We start from the raw sequence: 20,627 nt of genomic DNA, 5'->3' as shown, positions 1-20,627 counted from the left end.
AAGGATAAATACCTATAAAAAAGAGAGAAAATTTAGTTTTTTCTCCGAATAAATGGTAAAATAGAGAAAAGACAAATAGAGATAATGAAAAAATGGAAATGCTGTCATCCAAATGCAGTAATAGGCAGCTGGGGTAAAAAAAGGAGGAAAAGGTAGTGAAAATAAGTGTGATTTACGGGAGCACAGCGCCGCTTGAAAACATAGAAGTGCTCACCCGCTATGTGATTGAAGGCAAATCGAACGTGACAGAAGTTCATTTAAGAGAATATCATATGAAAAGTAGAGACCAGATGCACCAGTCGGGAGAAAAAGACGAATATATTCAGGTTATCGATCAGATAATTGGGAGCGAAGTACTTATACTTGCTATGCCTATGTACTGCTACGGCATGTCGGGATTAATGAAAACATTTGTCGACAGGTGGCCGCAGGTTGATGAAGAAGATCCTTCCAAACATTTTATGAAAGCAATGCGTGGAAAGCAGGTATATTTAATTATTACAGGAAAAGACGATCCTCGTAAAAAAGCGCTCCCGATCATCCAGCAGTTTAAGTATATCTGCCGTGCCGCAAAGATGGACTTTAATGGCTACCTGATTGGGGAAGCAGTCAATCCGGGAGATATTGAAAAAGATAAAGAAGTCATTAATCAGGCTCGAGCGCTGAACAAGCTTCTTGATAAAAAACAGCAGTCGGATGAATTAACTTCATAAATAAACCCCTTGAACCAGCCAGCCTGATTCAAGGGGTTTATTATTAGGCGTTTGTATGCCGGCGTCTGTTTCTCATCCACAGAATACCGCCAAGTCCTGCAGCAGCAAAACCGCTCATCATCCATACGGCATAGTGGGAGGCAGTTTCCGGAAGGGCACCGCCTTCTTGTACGTCGAGCTCCGGCGTTTCCCGGTAATCGGTGGCCTGCTCGTAGTCGTACGCCATGCCGATAAGATCTGCTTCACTCCATTCTTCTCCAAAAAAGGCAAGAGAGAATGGAGAACCGCTTTCGTAATAGCCGGCCGGTACGGTAACAAGCGGAAGGCCGCTGATATTAATTTCCGGCACCGTAGTGGCTTCAATATTTGCTTCCTGATCGGCCAGAGGCGGAATTTCTTCTGCCATCTGCGGGTATACAAAGCCGTCGAGATCCTGTTCTTCCATCACGTTATCTATGATCTGGAGATACTCTGCTTTTGCTTCCTCGAATTCACTTTGATCCGGCATCGTTTCCGGATCTTCGAGCGTTCCTTCAAAGTCCACACCGCGTTCCACTAGAAAACGAAGCGGTCCTTCTTCTGTCCAGGGCACTTCCCCGGCTTCTTCAAATACATCATTTACGTTTAATGATTCATTTCCGGGATCCAGGTCCTGCAGGTAGTTGTTTAGGTCGTACACAAAAGCATCATAGCCGACGTTTCCGGCTTCCTCAGTGAAAGCGGCAAGTCCGCTGCCTTCAAAAGGATCGCTGATCACTTCAGCTCCCTGGGCTTCCAATTCTGCGATAGAGCGGTCGTACAGCTCCTGCGTTTCTGCGCTGAGCTCTCCGTCTTCCCGCCACTCGGCGCCGTAGAGGCCGATTCTTTTACCTTCCAGAGCTTCATCATCTAATGATGCAGTGTAACCATCCTCTGGTACATTGCCGGCTGCAGCTTCCGTTTTTGGATCTCCTTCGTCTTCCCCTGCGATAACGTCAAGCATGAGAGCAGCATCCTCTACGGTACGGGCATGAGGACCGAGAACATCACGGGTTCCGCCGGCAAGAGGCGTTACCCCTGTAGTCGGTACAAGGCCAAAGGTAGGCTTGACGCTGGCTAACGCCTGGGCTGCAGCAGGGTTTTGAATGGATCCGCCGGTTTCTTCAGCGATTCCCATCATGGCAAAATTGCCGGAAACCGAAGCGGCGGTTCCGCTGCTGCTTCCGCCGGGCGCTAGACGTGGATCGACAACGTTATACGTATCGCCGGCCCAGCTTGTAGAGGCATTGGTACCCGAAGCGCTGAACGCCGGTATGTTGGTTTTTCCAATAATGATGGCACCGGCTTCTTTTAAATCTTCCACAACCGGGGCATCAGATGTTGGAGCAAGCTCAATGCCTCCGGCTTCCTCGCTCAGCGGAGCCCAGCCGAAGGTGGTGGGAAAGCCTTCAACGTCGACGGCTTCTTTAATAACGATCGGTACGCCGGCGAGCTCACCGAGAGGCTCTCCGTTTTCACGCATGTTGTCTATTTCTTCTGCTTCTTCTAAGGCATTAGGATTCATAAAGGTAAAAGCATTGTACGTTTCTTCATAGGTGGCAATGCGGTCTAAGTAGGATTGAACAACTTCTTTGGAGGAATACTCTCCTGATTCAAAACCCTGCTTTAATTCATTGGCAGTAATTTCTTCAAACGGGAAGCTTTCTTCTGCAGACACGGAGGATAGTGGACTAAAAGCGATGGATGCTCCAAAAGCGGTGGCTAAAGCGGTAAGGGATGCTTTTTTAGCAAAAACGTTGACGGGCTTTTTCATCAAATCACGTCTCCTTTAGTATGAAATAGGTAAAAGCATCACTTCTTTTTTATCCTATTTCGGGAGGCGAACGAGTACAAGGGGTCTGTAAGATAACCGGACAGCCTTTCTGGTTTCTTCTGTAGATCGGCAGAAGGGATAGACCCATTCATTTTGTTGGGTCTATGGTTGTGTATTCGTTTTCTTATTATCTAATTGTTATGAAAAAGAAGGAATATACAAAAGAATATGGAATGTAGGTAAATGCATAAATAAGAGGAGGGCGACAATTATGGCTGCATCTGAATACTATGACAGCCTGCGGGCTAAAGTAGGGGCAGAGTTGATCTACATGCCGTGTACAGCGGCAGTTATCCGCAATGAAAATAACGAAATATTATTTCTGCAGGCTGAAAACGGGGAGTGGGACCTTCCCACCGGCGCAATGGAACCGGGTGAGACGCCTTCTCAGGCATTAATCCGGAAAGTCTGGGAAGAAACAGGGCTTCATGTGCAGCCCATTCAGCTGCAGGGAGTTTTCACAGGAAAGGATTTCAGGCATACATACGAAAACGGTGACCAGGTGGAGTATGTCATGCTCTGCTTTGAATGCGTGGTGCGGGGAGGACGTCTGGATGCAGGCTCCATCGCCGCGGGTACGGCTGCTTACTATTCCTCCTGCAGTATCCCGCAGCTGGTGCTCCCATACCCGGATTCATTGTTTGCCGATTTTGACCACGCGGCTTCTTTTTTCTAAAATAAAACCCCTTCATCCTAATATAGAAGAGGGGGTTTTATTTAGGATTCCTGGATCCAGTCCCAGGCTTTGTCGGTTTCATCTTTATCGAAGTGCTTCATCGAGAGGCCGGGCATCAGGCCGCCTGCTTTTGCGGCGAACTTCAGCCACGTTTTATCGCTGAGAATAGCAAATTTATCAAACTGGCCCCGGCGCTTTTCGTTAAAAGTACTTCCTTCTACCATTTCTTTTAAAGAGGTACGGTCTACTTCGTTAAACACAACAAACACGTTAAACGTACTGCTGCTTCCAAAGTTTTCTTCTACGTGATGGTCAAGCTGTTCAGCATCTTCTTGTGTAACTGTTCCTTCAATCTCTACTGCGATCGTAGAGGGATCCTCTGTGTAAAGCAGGGTATACATAGCAAAATCTCCTTCTATCTTGTTCTATCTCTAGTATTTCCGAATTCGGTACATATTAAACGAAAACAGCGGAAATAGCAACTATAGAAGGAGCTGGCGGCGTTTATTTGTCAGTATTTCTTTTTTTCCGCGAATAGGAAAAATCGATCCAGGCATTAATAAAAAAGACTGCAGCAATATACAGTACATTGGAATAAACGAGAGCACAGGCGATACCGGCAATCATAACGGCGAGTTTGAGTTGAAAAGGCTTTGTTGTCATGGGAAAGCCCCCTTTTGAATATAGTTTAAGCATAAACGATATCGCCGATTTCAACCACATACAGCACTTTCCGCAGTATAATAAAAAGAAAGGAGGATGCATGGCAATGAGTACAGCATCTCAAAAAATCACTCCTTGTCTTTGGTTTGATAATCAGGCAGAAGAGGCAGTGCATTACTATCTGGAGGTTTTCAGCACCGGAAAAATTAAAGAAACAAGCTATCACGGGGAACACAGTCCTGGTAGAGCAGGAGACGTATTGACCATCGTTTTCGAGTTGGAAGGGCAGAATTTTATGGCGTTGAACGGAGGTCCTTACTTTACGTTCACCCCCGCTGTATCCATGGTTATAGACTGCCACAGCCAGGAGGAAGTAGACCGGTATTGGGACTATTTCGCAGCGGAGGGAAAAGAAGACCAGTGTGGGTGGATACAGGATAAATATGGAGTGTCGTGGCAGGTAGTGCCTGCAGTTCTTACGGAAATGCTCCAGGATAAAGATACAAATAAAGCAGAAGCAGTCATGCAGGCAATGCTGCAGATGAAAAAAATAAATATTTCAGAATTAAAGCAGGCGTACGATCAGGTCTGAGCACAGCCTGTAAAAGCAATGAAACCACAGGGAGGTCTATATGGCGGAAAAATTATCATTGGAGCAGAGAGAAGAACTGCTGGGAGCATTAAAGGACCGGTTTGAGAAGCACAGGAACCGGCATGAAGAAATAAACTGGGAGGATGTGCAGGCGAAGCTTGAAGCGGATGAAGGAAAGCTATGGCCGCTCTACGAAATGGAAAGAACGGCCGGGGAACCGGATGTAGTAGGCTATGACAGCAAAACAGGGGAATATATCTTTTATGATTGTTCAGCTGAAAGCCCAAAAGGCCGCAGAAAGCTGTGTTACGACCGGGAAGCGCTGGAGGCAAGGAAAAAATTCAAGCCGGAAAACAACGCGGTGGATATGGCTGCCTCCATGGGTATTGAACTTTTAACAGAAGAACAGTACCGGGAACTGCAGAAGATAGAAAGCGTTGATTTAAAAACATCAAGCTGGGTGCAGACGCCTGCAGCCGTTAGAAAGCTGGGCGGAGCGCTCTTCTGCGACCGCCGCTACGACACTGTGTTTGTGTACCATAACGGAGCAGATTCCTACTATACCGCAAGAGGCTTCCGGGGATTGCTGAAAGTGTAAATCCATCTTTTATATTGCAGGATCCGGCTGTTACGACCGGGTTCTTTTTTTATGAAGTATTTACGTGCTTACAACGCGGAAGCGCAGCTGTTTAATCCAACAGCACAGAAAAATATTTATGATAAAAACCTAAAATATACATACAATATATTAACTGCCGGGAGTATAATGGAACTATAAAATACTTATAGGTCTATGCTCTTTTACATATGCTAATGCCCCTTAGCATAAATAATAGAAGAGGTGAAGGGTCATGTGGATCAAGCTGTTGAAGGCCGCTGCGGTGTTCTTTCTGCTGTTTGTTACCCTGTTTTCGTTTACGCCTCCCGCTGATGCTGCCAGCTCCCAGTATGTAACAAAAGGAAATACCTCAAGTAAAGTTGTCGCGTTAACCTTTGATGATGGAGCGGACGGAACTAATATTCCCAAAATTCTGAATACTTTGTCCGCAAACAACATTAAGTCTACTTTTTTCCTGACCGGATCAGGAACAAATCATCATCCTCAAGCTATTCGTAATATAGCTGCTCAGGGGCATGAGCTGGCCAACCACTCCTACACTCATCCGGATTTCACCAAACTGACCGCCACGCAGATGAAAAGTGAACTCAGCCGTACAGAAACTATTGTAAAAAATACAACCGGGAAATCGACAAAGCCTTTATTTCGGGCACCATTCGGTTCCACTAATTCTTCTGTATTAAAAGCAGTGGGGGATGCAGGGTATACCCACACTATCCACTGGAACATTGATACCGTGGACTGGAAGGGAAATTCCAAAACCGATATTACCAACCGGGTCGTAAAAAACATCGTGCCGGGCTCTATTGTGCTGATGCATACCGGTGCAGGGGCATCAGGAACTCCAGGAGCACTGCCGGAAATCATCAAGCAGCTTAAAGCAAAGGGGTATAAATTTGTCACCGTGTCCGAACTGCTGAAAATAAAAGCATCTACTCCGCCGGCCGGTACAGGCACCACGTATACCGTGAAAGCCGGCGATACGCTGTACAGCATCGCCAACCGGTATAAAGTGAGTGTATCCCAGCTCGTAAGTGCAAATAAGCTGAGCAATGCCAATGTGATCCGTATTGGACAGAAGCTGGTGATCCCGGGAAAAGACGCTGCACCTGTTAAACCGGCTCCAACGACTTCAGTAAAACACACCGTTAAGTCAGGAGACACACTGTACAGCCTCTCCCGAAAATACGGTACGACTGTCACTAAAATCAAAACAGCCAACAAAATAGGAAGCAATAATGTGATTCGTGTCGGTCAGGTTCTTACCATACCGAGATAATTAGACGCCCTGTCCTTTTGAGGACAGGGCATTTGTGCATGTTTATAAAAGTAGTACATTCTTTTTTTGATGATAAATTTTTATAAAGAAAAGGAATGTCTGCCGCAGAAAGCGAATAGGTAAGTGTAGTTACTTTTCATAATAAATCTACTTTTGGCAGAAGGAGCGGGTAAAATGGCAGCAAAGCAGACGGTATATGTTAATGAATTCACGGATGGAGTGCTTGATCCGGCAAAAGAGATGGAATATAAAGTGAAAGACGGAGGACATATTATTGCCAACACAGCACCTGGATGCTGGGGGCCAATGATTACCCCGGCTCTGCGGGGAGGGCATGAAGTAACAAAGCCCGTGTATGTGGAAGGCGCAGAAGTGGGAGATGCGATTATTATCCGGATCCAATCCATTGAAGTGACATCGGCCGCAACGGCTTCCGGAAATGATAAACCAGTAGACGGCCGTTTCGTTGGAGATCCATTCGTGGCAGTGAAATGCCCGGGGTGCGGAACCATGCGTCCGGAGACTACTATTGACGGCATAGGTCAGACCGCCGTCCGCTGCAATACGTGTGGCGAGGATATTACGCCATTTGTCTTTACGAATGCGTATACGATGGCTTTCAACCAGCAGAAAACAGTAGGGCTGACGCTTCCTCAGGAAGCCGCGGAAAAAATCGCAGCCAGTGCGAAAGAATACATGAATACTCCCGAACACTCCATCCAAAATCCGGTCGTTACGTTTGCCCCCCACGATTTGGTCGGAGCAATGGCAAGGCTGCGTCCATTTCTCGGCCAGCTGGGCACAACGCCTTCCCGGGCACTGCCGGATTCCCATAATGCCGGCGATTTTGGCCAGTTTTTAATTGGGGCGCCGCATGAGTTTGCTGTAACAGAAGAGCAATTGGAGGAGCGTACCGACGGCCATATGGATATTAACCGGGTGCGCCAGGGTGCCGTAGTGATTTGTCCGGTAAAAGTTCCGGGCGGAGGAGTATATTTAGGAGATATGCATGCGATGCAGGGAGATGGAGAGATCGCGGGCCATACGACGGATGTATCCGGCATCGTTACCCTTGAAGTGCAGGTAATGAAGGGACTGAACATAGAAGGACCGGTGCTGCTTCCGGTGACAGAGGATCTTCCTTATCTGGCCAAACCTTTCTCCGAGCAGGAAAAGCAGGAGGCTCTTGCTTTAAGCCGTGAATGGGGTGTAACAGAAATGGAAGAATCATATCCGATTTCCTTTGTCGGCACGGGAGCTGATTTAAACGCAGCTACGACCAATGGAATGGAGCGTGCTGCCAAACTGTTTGGAATTGACGTGCCGGAGGTTATGAACCGCTCGACTATTACCGGATCGATTGAAATCGGACGTCATCCAGGAGTCGTGACGGTAACATTTCTGGCTCCGCGTCCTTATCTGGAAACAAACGGTCTGCTGCCGCTTGTTAAAGAACGGTACGGCAGCTGATATAAGAAGCCTCCGGGCTTCTTTTTTTCAGGTCTGATTCATTGGAACGGAAAAACGATTAAGGTACTATAGAGAACGGATAGATAAATAAGGAGCTGAAGTAAATGAATGAGTTAACAGGAATGCATCATGTTACGGCTATTACAAGCAGTGCAGAGAAAAACTATGAGTTTTTTACGTATGTTCTCGGCATGCGCCTCGTGAAAAAGACAGTAAACCAGGACGACATAAAAACCTATCATCTTTTCTTTGCCGACGACAAAGGCAGTGCCGGCACAGATATGACGTTTTTTGATTTCCCGGGTATTCCGAAAGGGCAGCACGGCACAAATGAAATTGCCAAAACGTCTTTCCGGGTGCCGGATAACAAAGCGCTTGACTACTGGGTGGATCGTTTTGACCGCCTGAATGTTAAACACCACGGCATCAAAGAGCGTTTTGGGAAAAAGAGGCTGGCGTTTACAGATTTTGATGATCAGCAGTATGAGCTTGTGTCTGATGAAACAAATGAAGGCGTGGCTTCCGGCACACCGTGGCAGAACGGTCCGGTTCCGCTGGAGCATGCAATTACCGGTCTCGGTCCGATTTATGTAAGAGTGGATAATGTGAACCAGTTTAAAGAAGTGCTGGAGAAGGTCCTGATGTTCCGTGAAATCGAGCAGGATGGCGCCTTCCGTTTATTTGAGACGGGGGACGGCGGAAACGGCGCACAGATTATTGTAGAGTACAACGTAATTCTCCCACCGGCCCGCCAGGGATACGGAACGGTTCACCATGCGGCTCTGCGTGTGGATGACCGCCCGGCGCTCGAAGAATGGATCGGCAGGCTCGACCAGTTCGGATTTCAGCACTCCGGTTACGTAGACCGTCATTTCTTTAAATCGCTGTACACAAGAGTAGCACCGCAGATTTTATTTGAATTTGCGACAGACGGACCGGGCTTTATGGGAGACGAACCATATGAAACGCTTGGAGAGAAGCTGTCACTTCCGCCTATGCTTGAACCGCAGCGGGAAGACATTGAAAAAATGGTGCGTCCGATTGACACGGTACGAAGCACCAAAGATATGACAAAAGAATAAGCATAAAAAAGAAGCGGAAAAGTCTCCGCTTCTTTTTTGTTTCTAAATATTGTGTATCCCACGTCTCACGTGGTAAATATAAATGAAAGTACAAAAGTAAGCAGACAGACGATAAACAGAAGGGCGAGGCTGTAGCGGAGCGTAAATTTAAACAGTTCGGATTCTTTGCCTGTCTGTTGAACGGCGGCAGCTGCAATAGCAATAGACTGCGGGGAAATCAATTTACCCATGACGCCGCCTGCTGTGTTCGAAGCAAGCAGAAGAGCCGGGCTTGTCCCGATTTGATTGGCTGTAACAACCTGGAGACTTCCAAACAGGGCATTGTTATTAACGACAGAACCTGTTAGAAACACGCCGATCCAGCCAAGCACAGGGCTTACAAAAGGAAAGAACATCCCTGTCTTCGATAAGGCTAATCCCATGGAGGCACTGAGTCCAGCGTAGTTGGAAAGGTTCGCAAAAGCCATAACAAGGCAGATGGTCAACACAGGAAGCCACAGCTCTTTAATCGTTTTTCCCAGGACCTGCATGGTCTGAAAGCCATTTAGGGATGGAAAGAATGTGCTCGTCAGCAGAATAGATACTAAGATAGCAGTTCCGGTGGCAGACAAAAGATTCACGCTCCATACTGCATCCATGGCGGTTTCCACGGCAGCAATTGGAGGAAGCTGCATCACCTGCTGATGAAGAGCCGGCATCTGGAGGGCTAATGTAGTGGAAGCAAATCGTCCGCCTTCTGCAAACAAGGCCTGAAAAGAAGGCAGGCTCCAAACGGCAATAACTGCCGTTAAAATGTAGAAAGGAGACCAGGAGACGATAATTTGTTTAAAGCTGTAGTGTTCCTTTTCAGGAAGCACTTCTGCACCGGGTTCCCGGTAAATGGTTTTCGGCTGCCAGGTGCGGAGAAACACAGCAAGTGCAACCATACTGAGCAGAGAGGATAAAATATTGGCAAGCTCCGGCCCCATAAATACAATCGTCACGATCTGGGCAAGAGTATACGTACCGCTCACAACGAAGAGAGCAGGAAGGATTTCCTTTACCCCTTTCCGGCCATCAAGAATGAATATAAGAATAAATGGCACGGCAAAGCTGATGCCGGGAAGGATCCAGGCGAGCATGCGGGAAAGTTCCAGTGTTTCCAGTCCCCCGACCTGAGCGCCGGTAATAACCGGAATACCGATAGCGCCGAATGCGCCGGATGCAGCATTGGCGATCAGGCAGAGTCCGGCCGCTTTTAAAGGCTTGAATCCAAGCGTCACCAGAAGGGCGGCGCTTATAGCGATAGGAACACCAAATCCGGCAGCCCCTTCAAGAAAGGCGTTAAAGCTGAAGCCAATCAATAGAAGCTGGAGGCGGTGATCCTGGGAAATGTTAGCGATACTGCCGCGGATAATGTCGAATTTACCGGTTTCTACGGCTATTTTATACAGCCATACGGCCATAATAACGATGTAGCCGATCGGCCACAGCGCCCGTCCAAAGCCCAGAATAACAGCTGAAAGAGCGGTGGCCGCCGGCATATCAAAGAAAAGAATGGTAATACCTGTACATGCTGCAAGGGATAAAGCCGCCGCATAAACGCCTTTCATTTTAAAGACGGTCATTGCAAGCAGGAAAAGAAGGATGGGAAGAAACGCGATCAGCGCACTGATCCATTCATTTCCAAAAGGGTCATACTGCTGGTACCACATGAAAGGTCATCTCTCTTCTATAATCTGTAGTGTAGTTAGTTAGTAAGATTTTTGACAGCTGGTTGCAGCGTATCCTTGAGCGTTTTCATGCTGTGGTCAAACTGCTGCTGTTCTTTTTCGGTAAGCGCCAGCTGCACGACTTCGCGGATGCCCTGACGGTTTACAATCGTCGGCACGCCGGCATACACGTCTTTTGCTCCGTATTCTCCATCCAAATAGGCGCTTACGGTAAGAATGCAGTTTTCGTTCCCCAGAATTGCTCGGGTAACGCGGGCCAGACTCATTGCAATACCGTAATAGGTAGCTCCTTTTTTCTGGATGATATGGTAGGCGGCATCGCGGACGTTTTCGAAAATTTTGTCCAGGTCCTCTGCCTTGTAGGCCGGGTTGGTTTTTATATACTCAGTGATAGGAACGCTTCCGATTGTCGCGCTGCTCCAGACGGGAAGTTCGGTATCGCCGTGCTCGCCGATTACGTCGGCATGGACGTTGCTTGCAGATACGTTAAAATAATCGCTCAATAGAAATCTAAAGCGCGCCGTATCAAGCGTCGTACCACTGCCAATTACGCGGGAGGCCGGGAAACCGCTGAACATTTTAACAGCCTGGGTAAGAATATCAACCGGGTTGGTGGCGACAAGGAAAATGCCGTCGAAATGATTTTCCATTACCTGATCGACCAGTGTTTTAAAAATCTTCATATTTTTTTCCACAAGGTCAAGGCGGGTTTCGCCGGGCTTCTGGTTGGCGCCTGCGCAGATGCAGACAATATCTGCTTCCTTGCAGTCGCTGAAATCGCCGTACCATGTATTTGTAGGAGATGGGGCAAATGCTTTTCCGTGGTTTAAATCCATTACGTCTCCGATTGCTTTTTCTTTGTTTACATCAATAATAACCAGTTCCTCGGTAATTGCCTGATTAATTAAGGCAAAAGCATAGCTGCTTCCGACAAGACCTGCACCAATCAGTACTACGCGGTTTACTTTTTCTTTTTTCATCGTATCCATATGAATCACTCCTTTTTAGTAATCATGTGAATTACTTCACAATTTAATTGTGCAACATTTCACAAACTTTAGCAAGAGGTATTTTTGCTTTTTTTCTGTTTTTGAAAATGGCAGGGTCTGAGGGTGGATGAATCAAGAACACGCGGGTCCATTAAAGGCTGTCTCCTTTTCTAAGAATAAAGGACGCTGTAACGGAAGAGGAAGTAGAAGGAATCATGCTGTTAATTTTAAAAATATCACAATTTTTAGAAAATAGATATCCAATAATAGGAAACTTCTGTATGACCGTGTAAAAAAAGCCGTCCGGTCTAACCGGGCGGCTTTCGTTATGAGGGAGGAGGATTCTGTTTTGGTGTTTTATTAAGCACGGCTTCCGCCGCTGCCCGTTTCTTAAACCAGCGGTAAACAAAATAGAAAATCAGGAGAAACACGGCATACACCATCGCTGCATAAAGAAGCTGGGACGGGTTGGTCGTAACGAGTGTCCCAATGGTTGCAAATAAAATCATTGATGGGATTTTGCCAAGTGAAGAAGCAACGGCGTAAGGAAGCAGCCGGATGCTGCTTAAGGCGGCATAGCAGTTAACGATGATGCTTGGAATAATCGGAATCAGACGGGTAACAAACAGCGTAAAGAACGCATTTTTTTCAAAAAGCACCGTGATCCGCTCCAAAGCCGCATACTTGTTAATGATGCGGCGGCCAATGTCCTGAAATCCGTAACGAACAAGTAAAAACATTAAAATGGAAGCCATCGCAGACCCAAACCAGACAAGAAACGAGCCGAGAACCGCTCCGTAAGCGGCGCCGATAACCCCGCCGATAATAGGGTAGGGAATAATCGGAAACAGGGAAAACAGAACGGCGGCCCCGGCTGTTAAAAAGAAATAGTCCCGGCTGTTTACCTGCAGCCAGTTGTATAAAGATCCTCCATATTGATATATGAGCCAGAACACCCCAACATAAAAAAGCAGTACCACTATCCGTCTCAGCGCCATAACCAAACCCCCGAATAACCATTTGTCTCTACTGTACTGAATAAAAAGAAGGCTGGCAAAAAGAAAGTCCTGCCATAAAAAAGTACCGGCTGCAGGCCGGCACCTTTTCATTCTATAGGATTATACGCGTTCTTCCCACTTGTCTTTTTCGGTCTGTTTCATTGTATCTTCTGTTTCCTGTGGATGCGCGGTACGGAAGGCATGGTGATCGGATTCAATCACTTCCACCATTTTATTGATCATGTCTTCAGGATCATACTGCTGATCAAGAATAGTTTCTGTTTCTTCAATCGAAGAGCGTTTGGTGAAGTTTTCTTTTTCATCATACCATTTCCATTTTTCTTCAAACATGCGGTCGTTAAATCCTGTTTCAAACGGGCCGGGATTAATGGTGGCAACCTGGACGCCGAATTCTTCAAGCTCTGCTTTCATCGTCTTCGCAATCGCTTCGATGGCGTGCTTGGAGGAGCTGTACGCGCCGAGGTAAGGCATTGCTACAATACCAACGATAGAACTAAGGAAAATGATCTTGCCCTGCTTTTTGTTTACGAATTTCTTTGCTGCAATCTGGGCGTTTTCCAGCGTGCTGAAGACATTTGTTTCGTATACTTCACGCACCCGGTCCACTGGTATTTCCGAAATCGGGCCGCCTTCACCGATCGCTGCATTGGCGACAAATACGTCATAATCGTATTCTTCGATCAGCTGCTGATCACGTCTGCTCCTCACATCAAGCTTAATCACTTCCAGTTTGACTCCTGCCGCATCGGCTGCTTCGCGAAGGCTTGTTACCTGGGAAATAATTTCAACCGCTGCAATTACGCGATGGCCTTTTTTTGCCAGACCGATTGCCGTGCCTTTTCCAAGGCCGGTTCCTGCTCCTGTAATAAATATGGTTTTACTCATTTGAATATCCTCCTTCATAGTGAAGCTCTTCTAAACAGAGTACCCGTCCAGGCAAAATCCGAAACTATATAGAAATACGCCTCCAGGCTTAGACATAAATATGCCGGCGGCTGCTGATGCAGACCGAAAATGAATCGTAAAATAAAACTAACGAAAGGAAAGGAGGAAAGAAAATGAAAAAATTTGGATTGATTGTTCTTGCCCTGTTTGCGGTGATTGTTCTGCTTGCCAACCTCGGTCCGCTCCTGCTGCTGGCACTTGGTGTATTCGCGGCTTATGCCGCCTACGTACAGTATCAGAAAAGCTTCAGCACAGGAGGCAGGATCCTCTGGGTTCTCCTGGGTATTACCGGTATTGTACTCGCAGTATCCAATATTTATGCCATTCTGGGCGCGTTGGCCGCGTGGCTTTTATACTGGTGCTGGGAAAAGTACAAAGGGCTGAACGAAGCCCGGAGCTTTAAGGACCACAATGATCCATTTTCAAGCTTTGACCGGGAATGGTCCAGACTTCAAAAATAAAGGAGGATAAACATGAGCACCCTATGGATGAAAATGAAAGAAACGATGGATACGGAAATGCAGCACTGGCAGGAGAAAAAGGAGAGAAATAATCCGGCCGAGTCGCTTCAGCATTACATTAAGCAGGCCGAGCGGGAAACCGAAAAGACGGCAGTACTTGTTGCAAGACAGCGGCAGCTTGTCGACACGTTTACGAAAGAACACGAGGAAGCCTCCGCTATGCTGGAAAAACGCACCTATCAGGCCGAGATAGTAAAAGAAAAGGGCAATGACGAATTCTATGCGTTTGCGCTCCGTGAAAAAGAAGAATATGAAACCCGCACCGAAAAGCTGGCAGCCATGAAAAAAGAAACAGAAAAACAGCTTGAAGAGATCGAAGCCAAATATGAAAGCATGAAGCATAAAGTCAAAGATATGCATATCAAGCGGCTGGAATTGATGGGTAAAGAAAATGTGTTCCGGGTCAATTACAACAGCCGGAAAGTGTATAATGAAGAAGAAAATGCCGCCGCCGATCACTTCTCCGATATGGAGTGGTATTTGGACGGGCTGGCCCACTGGGAAAAGAATGACGAGGAAAAACAGTCATTTGACGAGCGGGTGGCAAGGCTTGAAGAAAAATAATCAAAGGGGGGCAACAGGTCCCCTTTTTTTCTACATAACAGCGTGAAGAAAGGAGAACGGCGATGCTTTCCAGAATTTCAACAACAACGATAAATACAGTCGGCCTGATTGCTGTCATTCTTTTAGCCATAGAGCTGTTATTTACAGACGGCGGTATTATTTTTTCCCTGTTATTTTTTGCCGTTCTTCTTTTTTTAGGTAAAAAATTTATGAAACGAACGCTCGGAAAGGTGGTCTTCTGGATAGGTGCTGTCGGTTTGGGACTATCGGCTCTCAGCACTATTTCGGTACGGTTCGCCATTGTGGCATTCTTAGTGCTTCTGCTTATCCAGAGCCATAAAAAACGGGAACAGCCGGATGAACTGGTTCCTTCTTTTTTAATAGAAAAACCGGACAGGGAGAGGGAAGCCGTGCGCCCACTGCTGAAAAATAGATTTCTGGGCAGGGAAAAGACGCTGGAGCAGCCCTACGGCTGGAAGCACATTAATATAACCGGAGGCGTCGGAGACCGTATTATTGATACAACGAATACTGTTCTCCCGGAGGAAGCCGTTATTGTCATAAGGCACGGCATGGGAAAGGTAACGATCTATGTGCCGTATGAAGTGAAGTTCAGCCTGTATCACAGTACGGTATTCGGTCATGTGTTTTTGCCCGGTATGGAAAAAGAGCGCTTGTTTAATAAATCGATGATCTATCATTCTGAGGAAGAGGAACCGGAAGCGGTCCATCTGCAGATTTTTACTTCCATTTTGTCCGGAGACCTGGAGGTGAAACGCAGATGACCCTGCTGATGAAACAGATAGTTATAGGTATTGCGGCCTCACTGCTTATTGGGCTGCTGATTTTGATTCTGACCTTCCGGGTATTTGAGCCGGTGTCGCTGCGCATACTATGGGAGGCAAGAATAGGGGATCTGCCCTACGCATTTATGGTCCCTGCTGTGCTCGTTACAGCGGGGGCGGTATTGGGCCTGATCTCCGGATTATACTGGCAGCATAAGTGGCAGAAAGCAATTATAGAAGCTTCTTCGTTAGTCAGAGGGGAAAGACTTCCGAAACAGGACCAGGAGGCACTGCCCGAGCTCAGGCAGCTTCAGAAAGCATTCAGGGAGCTGGAGACGCAGGCGGAGCTTCAGGCGGAGCGAAGCCAAAAGCTGGCAACCGAACGGGCGGAGGAAAGACAGCAGAGCCTGCAGGAAGTTATTGAACAGGAACGCACCCGTATTGCCAGAGAGCTTCATGATTCCGTCAGCCAGCAGCTTTTTGCGGCATCTATGATGGTTTCTGCTATTAGTGATGAGGAAAAGGAGATAGCGGATACTTCCAAAAAACGCTGGAGGCTCGTAGAGGATATGATTATTCAGTCCCAGGTGGAAATGAGAGCACTGCTGCTGCATTTAAGGCCGGCCGCCCTCCAGGAGCAGTCGCTTCAGGCGGGGGTCATTAAACTGGTGGAAGAGCTGAGGGAAAAGGTGCCGCTTGATATTCATATTAAGACAGAAGAATTTCCGATTGAAAAAGGGGTTGAAGATCAGCTGTTCCGTGTCGTTCAGGAAGCAGTTTCCAATACGCTGCGACATGCCAGAGCGCACAGCCTGCACGTGCTGCTGATTGAACGGGATCAAACGATTATTCTTCGTATCAGCGATGACGGGATTGGTTTTGAAGCGGCAGAAGCACGCACAGACAGCTACGGGCTGACCAACATGAAAGAACGTGCAGAAGAAGTCGGGGGGCGCTGTAAAATTGTGAGTGTTCCCGGTGAAGGAAGCCGGGTGGAAGTAAAAGTACCGCAGCTGCGGAGGGAGGATCAAAGCGTTGATTAGAATACTGTTTGCAGATGATCATGAAATGGTACGGATCGGCGTCACTGCCTATTTGTCATCCCAGCCCGATATGGAAGTAGTAGCAGAGGCGTCCAGCGGAAGAGAGGCAGTGGCAGAGGCATTCAAGCACCGCCCGGACGTCATTCTAATGGACCTTGTCATGAAAGATATGGACGGCATTGAAGCAACAAAAGCCATTATGGATAAATGGCCGTCTGCCAGAATTATTATTGTTACAAGCTTTCTGGATGATGAAAAAGTGTACCCGGCTCTCGAGGCGGGAGCTATGAGCTATATACTTAAAACCTCCAAAGCCGGCAGAATCGCCGATGCGGTCCGGGCGGCATGCAGCGGAGAGTCAATTCTCGAACCGGAAGTGACCGAGAAAATGCTGCACAAGATGAGAAAACCCGTACAAGTTGATCTTTATGAACAGCTCACAGCGAGAGAGCAGGAAGTGCTTCAGCTGATGGCGGAAGGAAAGAGCAACCAGGAAATTGCCGGTCAGCTTTTTATTGCGCTGAAAACCACCAAGGTTCATGTGAGCAATATTCTTGGCAAGCTTGGCGTCCATGACCGCACGCAGGCGGTTGTTTACGCATTCAAGCATGGGCTGGTAAAAGAAGAATGATTATCTATTGATAAAGTAGAATATATACAACAGCGCATTCTTACAACATAGAAGTGAGGGATCATAGTGCCGGACATTCTAGTATTTGATATAGGCGGAACCTACGTTAAGCACGGGATTGTAAATGAAAAAGCAGAGATGAAAAAGAGTGATAAATACCGGACGCCTGAAACATTGGAAGAACTGATCAACTCAATCAGGCGAATATGGGATAAATCCGGAGCAGTCCAGGGAGCCGCCGTGAGCGCGCCGGGCGCAGTTGGGGAAGATGGGATAATTTATGGGACCAGTGCGCTTCCTTATTTTCATGGACCAAACATTAAAGCAGCTGTGCAGACGTCCCTTCAGTGCCCGGTATACTTAGAAAACGATGCAAATTGTGCAGCCTATGCGGAAGTCTGGAACGGAGCAGGCGCCGATAGGAAAAATATTATTGTCATGACAATAGGAACAGGAATAGGCGGAGCGGTTATAAAAAACCGCGAACTGCATAAAGGGGCTCATCTGCACGGCGGGGAGTTTGGATATATGCTGACCAACTGGAGCAGCCCGAATCCAAAAACATGGAGCGAAACAGCATCTATGGGAGCGCTTGTGGATAAAGTAAATCAAAAAAAATCACCGGGCGGCGATACCCTGACTGGACAGGATGTATATCGGCTTGCAGAAGAGGGGGATGTGGTCTGTAAGGAGGCGATAGCCAATTTTTACCGTGATCTGGCAGCAGGCATTTATAATATCCAATACGTCTATGACCCTGAAGTTATATTAATTGGAGGGGGTATCAGTGAAAGAGAAAGTGCAGTAGAGGAAATACAGCGCGCAGTAGACAAGCTGGTACACTCGATACCTGATGCCACAATAACGCCTAAAGTACTTCCGTGCAGCTACCGTCAGCATGCGAATATCATAGGAGCCGCCTACGGCTTTTTTAATCATCTGTAAAGGAGAGGCTGTGGATGAAACAAGACGGCTTAAACATAGGTTTTTCCGGCGGCGGCTTCCGTGCTTCCTACTATTGCCTGGGCGGCTACCGAAGGCTGGTGGAGCTCGGACTTGACCATAAGGTACAGGGCATTACATCAGTTTCCGGCGGAAGCATTACAGCAGGGGCTGTCATGAAAGCTCTGGCAGACGGTCCTTTTACAGATGTAAAAGACTTCGATGATAGAGTAACCAAACCCATGACAGACATGGGTTTGGTTAATATAAGGCGGAAGCTTTTCTGGAAGCTGCTGCGCCGCCCGCATAAGCTGTGGGCTCCCCGTCTGAACTTAAGCATGATGTTTCCGGAGATGCTGAAAAAAGAAATTTATGGAAATATAAAAATGAATGAACTTCCCCATGCTCCGCTGTGGAACTGTAACGCTGCCTGCCTGAATACGATGAAGGGCTTTTATTTTAATGCTTTTTCAATGGAGGGAGAGAAGATAGGACGGAGTAAAGACATAGATAGTATTTCCGTAGCCTTTGCCGTAGCGGTTTCCGCAGCGTATCCAATGATTTTTGCACCTGTGCGTCTATCCACAAAAGGGCTTACTTTTATAGATACAGATGGAACATCCAGCTATCCGGATGTGCTTCCTGAATATCTCTATCTCACGGATGGCGGGGTGTTTGATAACTTAGGAACGAATAGCATTCTTCAGGAAGAAGGCGATTTTATTACGATGGACGCCAGTGACAGAAACCGTATTTGGCCGCCGGGATACAAATCGAGCTTTCCTACGCGCACCCTGAGGATACTCAACATAAGCATGAGTGAAATGATCTATTTAAGAAGGGAAATATTAAGTAAAGAACACGACAGACGTGGGATTCAGATTATATTGGAGGATAATACAGAAGAGTTTATTAAAAAACAGAAAAGTTTCCATTCAATCCAACGACTGGCATGGGATTATAAGAAATATAAACGAGTGGAAGAGCTTGCGGGTTACCTCCGGACAGATCTGGATGCATTTAATGAAGTGGAAATGAGCGTTCTGCAGTGGATCGGTGCTGTCAGAATGGATGCGGCATTGAAGTTGCTTTATCCAGAGGAAATCCCGGCCGGAAAATGGAAAGAAACTCCTGCATTCCCTTTTGAGGATATTCGTTATGTAGAAAAAGTGTTAAAGGAAGGAGAAAAGCGGGTACTTTGGTAATAATGATACAAAGGGGGAAGGAATAATGAAAAAGCCTATAGTAATGGCAGCGGGTGCTGTTATGGCCGGTATCGGCTCTGTGTACTTATCCTGGAATGAAAAGCGGAAATTTGAGCGGGAGCTGCAGCATGTTCATCATGATTACCAAAAGCAGGCAGAAGAAGATCTTCAGGTAATACAGGAAGAGTTGAAAAAAGAAGAAAAATAAAGCGCCCTTTTAGTTACGTGTAAATGTAATAACCGGGGCGCTTTCCTGTTCGGAGACATCCACCTGGTAGGCTGTAAAGAGCTTATGCAGGCCGGTGAATCCTTTCAGCTTTATCACAAATACAATGTCCTGGACAGATACAGTTATTCCGGTCACCTTTTTCACTGTATGGCGCGGTGTCCAGCTCGTATCCAGCGTGTCAGCTTCCTCTTTGCTTATATTCTGAAAGGGCAGCACCTTTTTAAATTCTTCGGCCAGCTCGCCTTCTATTGTAAAATAGGGAGACTTCTTCCGGCGGGCTTTGTTTATTTTACCGGCGTTTTCAGGATGGGTAATAGGCTCTTCTTTCGTGCGGCTGCGCAGTATCATCGGTCGAGATACGTGTAAAGGCCGGTCACTACATATTTTGAACCCTGTTCACGCATTTTTTCCGGTTCAAAACCATATACCTTTTTGTTCATTTGAATATAATAAGTGGATCCGTAGCGCAGCTTTTCTGACGTAAGAAAAGAAATCCGTCCGGGAAGCATAGGACCGTCTTCAAAAGAAAAGACGCCTTCTTCATCAAAGGATCCTTTTTTCTGCGTCTGGGGCCTGAACAATCTTGCCACCACCTGGATAGAATATGTTTTTTCAGGGACTTTAAAAAGCAGTGCCTTCATGGTGAGCCATCTCCTTTGTTTCTATACTATATATCTGCTTCCCTTTCTCTGTGTGTTTGTAACCCGCTTCCGTTGAATCGGCTCATATGAATGTTCAGAATATTTTGTTTGTAAATAATAAAAAGCTTCGGTAAAATGAAGCTAAGAAGCCAGTATGTACGTGAATGAATAAAGCTTTTCTTATAAAAGGAGGAACAATCGATGGTGAGCACGGAAAAGCAGAAGCCAACTCATCCGGACCGCCTGAAAAAGACAAACAAAGTCCTCTATATGGGAGGATACACTGAAGAGCGCAAGGAAACGACCCGTCAGCTGATGGAAAAGTATTTCTTTAAAAAAGGAAAACGAATGTAGCGGCAGAACGATCTGATATATCCACTTTAATGTAAGGCTTTCCTGAATAAGGGAAGCTTTTTTTATGCATTTAATTATATTTAGTGACAGATTATCTTCCA

At 46.7% G+C, this 20,627-nt stretch carries 25 protein-coding genes; 16 read left to right on the top strand and 9 right to left on the bottom strand.

Annotated features, from left to right (window positions below):
- Window positions 1–155 precede the first annotated feature (155 nt).
- Window positions 156–713: a flavodoxin family protein gene (locus ATL39_RS13315; protein WP_120193844.1), complete on the top strand. Its 558-nt coding sequence runs from the start codon at window positions 156–158 to the stop codon at window positions 711–713.
- Between the two features lie 43 nt (window positions 714–756).
- Here ATL39_RS13315 and ATL39_RS13310 read toward each other — a convergent pair whose 3' ends face one another.
- Window positions 757–2,505: an amidase gene (locus ATL39_RS13310; protein WP_120193843.1), complete on the bottom strand. Its 1,749-nt coding sequence runs from the start codon at window positions 2,503–2,505 to the stop codon at window positions 757–759.
- Between the two features lie 271 nt (window positions 2,506–2,776).
- Here ATL39_RS13310 and ATL39_RS13305 point away from each other — a divergent pair, with 271 nt between their 5' ends.
- A complete protein-coding gene (locus ATL39_RS13305) occupies window positions 2,777–3,241 on the top strand; it encodes an NUDIX domain-containing protein (RefSeq protein WP_120193842.1) in 465 nt (154 codons plus the stop codon).
- Window positions 3,242–3,282: 41 nt separating this feature from the next.
- Here the strand turns inward: ATL39_RS13305 and ATL39_RS13300 are convergent, their stop codons facing one another.
- Together ATL39_RS13300 and ATL39_RS17460 are read right to left on the bottom strand one after the other, a co-directional pair.
- The gene (locus tag ATL39_RS13300) at window positions 3,283–3,642 is read right to left on the bottom strand and encodes a SpoIIAA family protein (protein ID WP_120193841.1); all 360 of its coding nucleotides are present in this window, start codon (window positions 3,640–3,642) and stop codon (window positions 3,283–3,285) included.
- Between the two features lie 103 nt (window positions 3,643–3,745).
- Complete coding sequence (locus tag ATL39_RS17460) at window positions 3,746–3,904, bottom strand: hypothetical protein (RefSeq protein ID WP_170146933.1); 159 nt, start codon at window positions 3,902–3,904, stop codon at window positions 3,746–3,748.
- A gap of 106 nt (window positions 3,905–4,010) precedes the next feature.
- On the opposite strand from ATL39_RS17460, the gene ATL39_RS13295 reads away from it, so the two are divergent.
- From ATL39_RS13295 to ATL39_RS13275, 5 genes are all read left to right on the top strand, one after another.
- Entirely contained in the window at window positions 4,011–4,496 is a 486-nt protein-coding gene (locus ATL39_RS13295) for a VOC family protein (protein WP_120193840.1), read from the top strand.
- Between the two features lie 40 nt (window positions 4,497–4,536).
- The gene (locus ATL39_RS13290) at window positions 4,537–5,094 is read left to right on the top strand and encodes a DUF4256 domain-containing protein (RefSeq protein WP_120193839.1); all 558 of its coding nucleotides are present in this window, start codon (window positions 4,537–4,539) and stop codon (window positions 5,092–5,094) included.
- Window positions 5,095–5,347: 253 nt separating this feature from the next.
- A complete protein-coding gene (locus tag ATL39_RS13285) occupies window positions 5,348–6,394 on the top strand; it encodes a LysM peptidoglycan-binding domain-containing protein (RefSeq protein WP_120193838.1) in 1,047 nt (348 codons plus the stop codon).
- Between the two features lie 174 nt (window positions 6,395–6,568).
- Window positions 6,569–7,864 carry an acetamidase/formamidase family protein gene (locus ATL39_RS13280; protein ID WP_120193837.1) on the top strand — a complete coding sequence of 432 codons (1,296 nt, stop codon included), beginning with the start codon at window positions 6,569–6,571 and terminating at the stop codon, window positions 7,862–7,864.
- 104 nt (window positions 7,865–7,968) lie between these two features.
- Entirely contained in the window at window positions 7,969–8,946 is a 978-nt protein-coding gene (locus ATL39_RS13275) for a ring-cleaving dioxygenase (RefSeq protein WP_120193836.1), read from the top strand.
- A 65-nt stretch (window positions 8,947–9,011) separates the two neighbouring features.
- Here ATL39_RS13275 and ATL39_RS13270 read toward each other — a convergent pair whose 3' ends face one another.
- The 4 genes from ATL39_RS13270 to ATL39_RS13255 all read right to left on the bottom strand — a co-directional run bounded on the left by ATL39_RS13270 (window position 9,012) and on the right by ATL39_RS13255 (window position 13,551).
- A complete protein-coding gene (locus ATL39_RS13270; RefSeq protein ID WP_120193835.1) occupies window positions 9,012–10,640 on the bottom strand; it encodes an L-lactate permease in 1,629 nt (542 codons plus the stop codon).
- Between the two features lie 35 nt (window positions 10,641–10,675).
- Window positions 10,676–11,638, bottom strand: a complete 963-nt coding sequence (locus ATL39_RS13265) for an L-lactate dehydrogenase (RefSeq protein ID WP_120193984.1) — start codon at window positions 11,636–11,638, stop codon at window positions 10,676–10,678.
- Window positions 11,639–11,973: 335 nt separating this feature from the next.
- The gene (locus tag ATL39_RS13260; RefSeq protein WP_120193983.1) at window positions 11,974–12,645 is read right to left on the bottom strand and encodes a TVP38/TMEM64 family protein; all 672 of its coding nucleotides are present in this window, start codon (window positions 12,643–12,645) and stop codon (window positions 11,974–11,976) included.
- A gap of 120 nt (window positions 12,646–12,765) precedes the next feature.
- The gene (locus ATL39_RS13255) at window positions 12,766–13,551 is read right to left on the bottom strand and encodes an SDR family oxidoreductase (protein ID WP_120193834.1); all 786 of its coding nucleotides are present in this window, start codon (window positions 13,549–13,551) and stop codon (window positions 12,766–12,768) included.
- 173 nt (window positions 13,552–13,724) lie between these two features.
- On the opposite strand from ATL39_RS13255, the gene ATL39_RS13250 reads away from it, so the two are divergent.
- The 8 genes from ATL39_RS13250 to ATL39_RS13215 all read left to right on the top strand — a co-directional run bounded on the left by ATL39_RS13250 (window position 13,725) and on the right by ATL39_RS13215 (window position 19,510).
- Window positions 13,725–14,072, top strand: a complete 348-nt coding sequence (locus ATL39_RS13250) for a lmo0954 family membrane protein (RefSeq protein WP_120193833.1) — start codon at window positions 13,725–13,727, stop codon at window positions 14,070–14,072.
- 12 nt (window positions 14,073–14,084) lie between these two features.
- Entirely contained in the window at window positions 14,085–14,696 is a 612-nt protein-coding gene (locus ATL39_RS13245) for a PspA/IM30 family protein (protein WP_120193832.1), read from the top strand.
- Between the two features lie 62 nt (window positions 14,697–14,758).
- Window positions 14,759–15,481, top strand: a complete 723-nt coding sequence (gene liaF / locus ATL39_RS13240) for a cell wall-active antibiotics response protein LiaF (RefSeq protein ID WP_120193831.1) — start codon at window positions 14,759–14,761, stop codon at window positions 15,479–15,481.
- Window positions 15,478–16,524 (top strand): sensor histidine kinase, encoded by a 1,047-nt coding sequence (locus ATL39_RS13235; protein WP_120193830.1) that lies wholly within the window; start codon window positions 15,478–15,480, stop codon window positions 16,522–16,524. The genes liaF and ATL39_RS13235 overlap by 4 nt, the downstream gene beginning before the upstream one ends.
- Window positions 16,517–17,155 (top strand): response regulator, encoded by a 639-nt coding sequence (locus ATL39_RS13230; protein ID WP_120193829.1) that lies wholly within the window; start codon window positions 16,517–16,519, stop codon window positions 17,153–17,155. The genes ATL39_RS13235 and ATL39_RS13230 overlap by 8 nt, the downstream gene beginning before the upstream one ends.
- A gap of 66 nt (window positions 17,156–17,221) precedes the next feature.
- The gene (locus tag ATL39_RS13225) at window positions 17,222–18,100 is read left to right on the top strand and encodes an ROK family protein (protein WP_120193828.1); all 879 of its coding nucleotides are present in this window, start codon (window positions 17,222–17,224) and stop codon (window positions 18,098–18,100) included.
- A gap of 14 nt (window positions 18,101–18,114) precedes the next feature.
- Window positions 18,115–19,302 (top strand): patatin-like phospholipase family protein, encoded by a 1,188-nt coding sequence (locus tag ATL39_RS13220; protein ID WP_120193827.1) that lies wholly within the window; start codon window positions 18,115–18,117, stop codon window positions 19,300–19,302.
- 25 nt (window positions 19,303–19,327) lie between these two features.
- Window positions 19,328–19,510 (top strand): hypothetical protein, encoded by a 183-nt coding sequence (locus ATL39_RS13215; RefSeq protein WP_120193826.1) that lies wholly within the window; start codon window positions 19,328–19,330, stop codon window positions 19,508–19,510.
- Window positions 19,511–19,519: 9 nt separating this feature from the next.
- Here the strand turns inward: ATL39_RS13215 and ATL39_RS13210 are convergent, their stop codons facing one another.
- Both ATL39_RS13210 and ATL39_RS13205 read right to left on the bottom strand, forming a co-directional pair.
- Window positions 19,520–19,879 carry a hypothetical protein gene (locus ATL39_RS13210; protein ID WP_120193825.1) on the bottom strand — a complete coding sequence of 120 codons (360 nt, stop codon included), beginning with the start codon at window positions 19,877–19,879 and terminating at the stop codon, window positions 19,520–19,522.
- A complete protein-coding gene (locus ATL39_RS13205; RefSeq protein ID WP_120193824.1) occupies window positions 19,876–20,172 on the bottom strand; it encodes a hypothetical protein in 297 nt (98 codons plus the stop codon). The genes ATL39_RS13210 and ATL39_RS13205 overlap by 4 nt, the downstream gene beginning before the upstream one ends.
- A 201-nt stretch (window positions 20,173–20,373) precedes the next feature.
- On the opposite strand from ATL39_RS13205, the gene ATL39_RS17455 reads away from it, so the two are divergent.
- Window positions 20,374–20,526 carry a hypothetical protein gene (locus ATL39_RS17455; protein WP_170146932.1) on the top strand — a complete coding sequence of 51 codons (153 nt, stop codon included), beginning with the start codon at window positions 20,374–20,376 and terminating at the stop codon, window positions 20,524–20,526.
- Window positions 20,527–20,627: the final 101 nt, after the last annotated feature.

Origin of the sequence: Sinobaca qinghaiensis (assembly GCF_003610495.1) — a bacterium.
GTDB lineage: Bacteria > Bacillota > Bacilli > Bacillales > Marinococcaceae > Sinobaca > Sinobaca qinghaiensis.
The sequence above is the reverse complement of the archived record's forward strand: the minus strand, read 5'-3'. Positions and strand labels throughout refer to the sequence as shown.

Excerpts from the sequence above, each read along its gene's own strand:
- ATL39_RS13210 (WP_120193825.1), bottom strand. The coding sequence starts at position 19,879 with ATGATACTGCGCAGCCGCACGAAAGAAGAGCCTATTACCCATCCTGAA.
- ATL39_RS13235 (WP_120193830.1), top strand. The coding sequence starts at position 15,478 with ATGACCCTGCTGATGAAACAGATAGTTATAGGTATTGCGGCCTCACTG.
- ATL39_RS13305 (WP_120193842.1), top strand. The coding sequence starts at position 2,777 with ATGGCTGCATCTGAATACTATGACAGCCTGCGGGCTAAAGTAGGGGCA.
- ATL39_RS13245 (WP_120193832.1), top strand. The coding sequence starts at position 14,085 with ATGAGCACCCTATGGATGAAAATGAAAGAAACGATGGATACGGAAATG.
- ATL39_RS13250 (WP_120193833.1), top strand. The coding sequence starts at position 13,725 with ATGAAAAAATTTGGATTGATTGTTCTTGCCCTGTTTGCGGTGATTGTT.
- ATL39_RS13265 (WP_120193984.1), bottom strand. The coding sequence starts at position 11,638 with ATGAAAAAAGAAAAAGTAAACCGCGTAGTACTGATTGGTGCAGGTCTT.
- ATL39_RS17460 (WP_170146933.1), bottom strand. The coding sequence starts at position 3,904 with ATGACAACAAAGCCTTTTCAACTCAAACTCGCCGTTATGATTGCCGGT.
- ATL39_RS13290 (WP_120193839.1), top strand. The coding sequence starts at position 4,537 with ATGGCGGAAAAATTATCATTGGAGCAGAGAGAAGAACTGCTGGGAGCA.
- ATL39_RS13215 (WP_120193826.1), top strand. The coding sequence starts at position 19,328 with ATGAAAAAGCCTATAGTAATGGCAGCGGGTGCTGTTATGGCCGGTATC.
- ATL39_RS17455 (WP_170146932.1), top strand. The coding sequence starts at position 20,374 with ATGGTGAGCACGGAAAAGCAGAAGCCAACTCATCCGGACCGCCTGAAA.
- ATL39_RS13300 (WP_120193841.1), bottom strand. The coding sequence starts at position 3,642 with ATGTATACCCTGCTTTACACAGAGGATCCCTCTACGATCGCAGTAGAG.
- ATL39_RS13310 (WP_120193843.1), bottom strand. The coding sequence starts at position 2,505 with ATGAAAAAGCCCGTCAACGTTTTTGCTAAAAAAGCATCCCTTACCGCT.
- ATL39_RS13220 (WP_120193827.1), top strand. The coding sequence starts at position 18,115 with ATGAAACAAGACGGCTTAAACATAGGTTTTTCCGGCGGCGGCTTCCGT.
- ATL39_RS13295 (WP_120193840.1), top strand. The coding sequence starts at position 4,011 with ATGAGTACAGCATCTCAAAAAATCACTCCTTGTCTTTGGTTTGATAAT.
- ATL39_RS13275 (WP_120193836.1), top strand. The coding sequence starts at position 7,969 with ATGAATGAGTTAACAGGAATGCATCATGTTACGGCTATTACAAGCAGT.
- ATL39_RS13270 (WP_120193835.1), bottom strand. The coding sequence starts at position 10,640 with ATGTGGTACCAGCAGTATGACCCTTTTGGAAATGAATGGATCAGTGCG.
- ATL39_RS13255 (WP_120193834.1), bottom strand. The coding sequence starts at position 13,551 with ATGAGTAAAACCATATTTATTACAGGAGCAGGAACCGGCCTTGGAAAA.
- ATL39_RS13285 (WP_120193838.1), top strand. The coding sequence starts at position 5,348 with ATGTGGATCAAGCTGTTGAAGGCCGCTGCGGTGTTCTTTCTGCTGTTT.
- ATL39_RS13260 (WP_120193983.1), bottom strand. The coding sequence starts at position 12,645 with ATGGCGCTGAGACGGATAGTGGTACTGCTTTTTTATGTTGGGGTGTTC.
- ATL39_RS13280 (WP_120193837.1), top strand. The coding sequence starts at position 6,569 with ATGGCAGCAAAGCAGACGGTATATGTTAATGAATTCACGGATGGAGTG.
- liaF (WP_120193831.1), top strand. The coding sequence starts at position 14,759 with ATGCTTTCCAGAATTTCAACAACAACGATAAATACAGTCGGCCTGATT.
- ATL39_RS13205 (WP_120193824.1), bottom strand. The coding sequence starts at position 20,172 with ATGAAGGCACTGCTTTTTAAAGTCCCTGAAAAAACATATTCTATCCAG.